This is a genomic window from Peribacillus sp. NPDC058002, assembly GCF_042886655.1.
Taxonomy (GTDB): domain Bacteria; phylum Bacillota; class Bacilli; order Bacillales; family DSM-1321; genus Peribacillus; species Peribacillus aracenensis.
Genome location: NZ_JBHVQU010000382.1, coordinates 1 through 2,544, shown reverse-complemented (window position 1 = coordinate 2,544; position 2,544 = coordinate 1). Strand labels below are relative to the sequence as shown.

Here is a 2,544-nt window from a genome sequence, read left to right as displayed (position 1 = left end):
GCTCTATAAAGGGCTTGAAGTTAAGGCTGCTTCCCTCAAGGCCCCATCCATACTCTATGAGAGGGACGCATACCTGGACATGATCATTTCTGAAATGTCGGGAGCGGCGACGGGGGAACTGGCCATCGATGATTTCGAGGCTTATCGGGAGCTGAAAAAGTGGATACAGGAAAACCGCAAGGAGTGGGAAATATCCCATGTATCGGGTCCAAAGAACATTTTTTCCGAATGGAATGTCGAAGCGCAAGTGGAGAAGATGGCCAAGAAAATCGTTTGGCTTGAGAATGGTGGATATTTAATTTTTGAAGAAACGGAAGCTTTCACCGTAATCGATGTCAATTCAGGTAAATTCATCGGCAAGGTGGCGAAGGAGGCTACATTGTTTGCGGTTAATCAGGCTGCGGCAAAGGAAGTCGCCCGTCAACTGAGATTGAGGAATATCAGCGGAATCATTTTGATAGATTTCATCAATATGGACAATTCGCGGCATGAGCAGGAAATCATCGACATCGTCAAAAAGGAAGCGGTGAGAGATGAGAAGCGAATCCAGGTCATCGGCTTTACGGAATTGGGCATTTTACAAATGACGAGAAAACGAACCTCCCCGTCTTTAAGTGAAATGATGTCGGTACCATGCCCGGTGTGCAGTGGAAGCGGTAAAATCGAGAGCCCGGAAACAGTGGCCTTCCGGTTGGAACGGGAACTGCTGGAACACAGGAAGACGGATGATGAAGCGGTCTGGGTGGAGGTCAGTAAAGCGGTGGCGGACGTGCTGCTTGGCGAAAAAGAATCATATCGGCCGACACTGGAGGAATTGATCGCTAAAAAGATTTTCCTATCTTTTATCCCAGGTTCGAGCAATGCCTATTCCATCAAGCGCTTCGGAAGCATGCAGGAAATCGGGCGGGCTTTCAATTGAAGAGCGGGAATTCTAATAAATATATTGACAGCCTTTCCTGTTTCATGTTAGGATTTTAATGTTATGTTTGTAGCACCCGTGCTACAACCGCTCAACAACAGGTTTTAAGCTTTTGCCTATCTGGTAAAACGCCTGTGATTGGCGAGTCTGAGACATTTAAGGAGGTGCAAGTATGTACGCAATTATCGAAACTGGCGGTAAACAAATTAAAGTAGCAGCTGGCGAAGCGGTTTACATTGAAAAATTAAACGCAGAAGCAGGCGAAACTGTTACATTTGACAAAGTTTTATTCGTAGGTGGCGAAGACGTGAAAGTCGGTGCTCCACTAGTTGAAGGCGCTACTGTAACAGGTACTGTCGAAAAACAAGGTAAGCAAAAGAAAATCACTGTTTTCAAATACAAAGCGAAGAAGAACAATCGTAAAAAACAAGGTCATCGTCAACCATACACTAAAGTTGTTATCGAAGCAATCAACGCGTAAGGGCTGATTCTAGATGATTAAAGTTGTATTTGATGCTCCGCAGGAACGGATTGCTTCGTTCACCTTAAGCGGACATGCTAATTTTGCTAAAAAAGGTTCTGATATTGTTTGTGCAGGTGTATCGGCTGTTTCCTTCGGGGCAGTCAATGCAATCATGTCCTTAACGGACGTAGAACCTGAGATCGAGCAAGGGAGAGAAGGCGGCTATCTTCGCTGCGTCATTCCGGGGAATCTTTCGCCGGAATCGGAAGGGAAGGTTCAGCTGCTTTTGAACGGCATGCTCGTATCGCTGCAAACCATCGAACGTGATTATGGTAAATACATGAAAATTATCCTCAACCAATAGGAGGTGGAACAAATGTTAAGATTAAATCTTCAGTTCTTCGCTTCGAAAAAAGGAGTAGGTTCTACAAAGAACGGACGTGACTCAATCTCCAAGCGTCTTGGCGCTAAACGTGCAGATGGTCAATTCGTATCTGGTGGTTCTATCCTTTACCGTCAACGCGGAACGAAAATCTATCCTGGTGAGAACGTAGGCCGTGGTGGAGACGATACTCTATACGCTAAAGTAGACGGTGTTGTTAAATTCGAACGTTTCGGACGTGACCGTAAAAAAGTAAGCGTATATCCAGTTGCACAAGAAGCATAATTGGCATCTTTGAACAGAGGCTGACTCAAAAGGGTCTGATTCCTTCTACAAGACACTATATACCGCGTCATTTTTAATAATGGTATGTTATATAGTGATGAAGGGGTCCGGCCCTTTATTTATACTATAGGAACGAACCAGCATTTTGCAGGAGACTTTAGTCATTAGTATAAGGAAAACAACCTCTGACTTACAAATGGCTCGCCAATAGGCGGGCTTTCTTAAACTTTCAGGGGGAAATCCAAGAATACTCATCCATCCGATTTGGTTAAACCAAATAGACACTCCAATTCAACTATAATATCTCCAATTGGTGCATAAATAAGGCCCATTCTCTTTTTTAGTTCAAATGGCTCTACCATCGTCCAAAGAACTCAGGGTGTGCGGCTGTATTTTTTGGACGGGGGCTTTCATGTGAAGGCATGTGAATCAAGCTTCATTTCCTGTTTGTTGTTTTTTTGATATACTGTACAAATGGAAGTATTCAACATGATC

4 protein-coding genes and 1 other annotated feature are annotated in these 2,544 nt (G+C 44.1%); all 4 genes read left to right on the top strand.

The features are described from left to right. On the top strand, nt 1-919 hold a 919-nt coding region (locus ACFVSH_RS25330), incomplete at its 5' end, for a ribonuclease E/G (protein ID WP_387708508.1). 75 nt (nt 920-994) lie between these two features. Beyond that, nucleotides 995-1,078, top strand: a sequence feature (ribosomal protein L21 leader region). A 13-nt stretch (nt 1,079-1,091) separates the two neighbouring features. After that, complete coding sequence (gene rplU, locus ACFVSH_RS25325; RefSeq protein ID WP_034308849.1) at nt 1,092-1,400, top strand: 50S ribosomal protein L21; 309 nt, start codon at nt 1,092-1,094, stop codon at nt 1,398-1,400. Nucleotides 1,401-1,413: 13 nt separating this feature from the next. Continuing rightward, complete coding sequence (locus ACFVSH_RS25320) at nt 1,414-1,746, top strand: ribosomal-processing cysteine protease Prp (protein WP_192205951.1); 333 nt, start codon at nt 1,414-1,416, stop codon at nt 1,744-1,746. A gap of 12 nt (nt 1,747-1,758) precedes the next feature. Further along, entirely contained in the window at nt 1,759-2,049 is a 291-nt protein-coding gene (gene rpmA / locus ACFVSH_RS25315; RefSeq protein WP_061143474.1) for a 50S ribosomal protein L27, read from the top strand. The last annotated feature ends 495 nt before the right edge of the window (nt 2,050-2,544 follow it).

What these genes read in the sequence shown, in the direction of transcription:
- rplU (WP_034308849.1), top strand. Translation starts at nt 1,092, where the DNA reads ATGTACGCAATTATCGAAACTGGCGGTAAACAAATTAAAGTAGCAGCT.
- ACFVSH_RS25320 (WP_192205951.1), top strand. Translation starts at nt 1,414, where the DNA reads ATGATTAAAGTTGTATTTGATGCTCCGCAGGAACGGATTGCTTCGTTC.
- rpmA (WP_061143474.1), top strand. Translation starts at nt 1,759, where the DNA reads ATGTTAAGATTAAATCTTCAGTTCTTCGCTTCGAAAAAAGGAGTAGGT.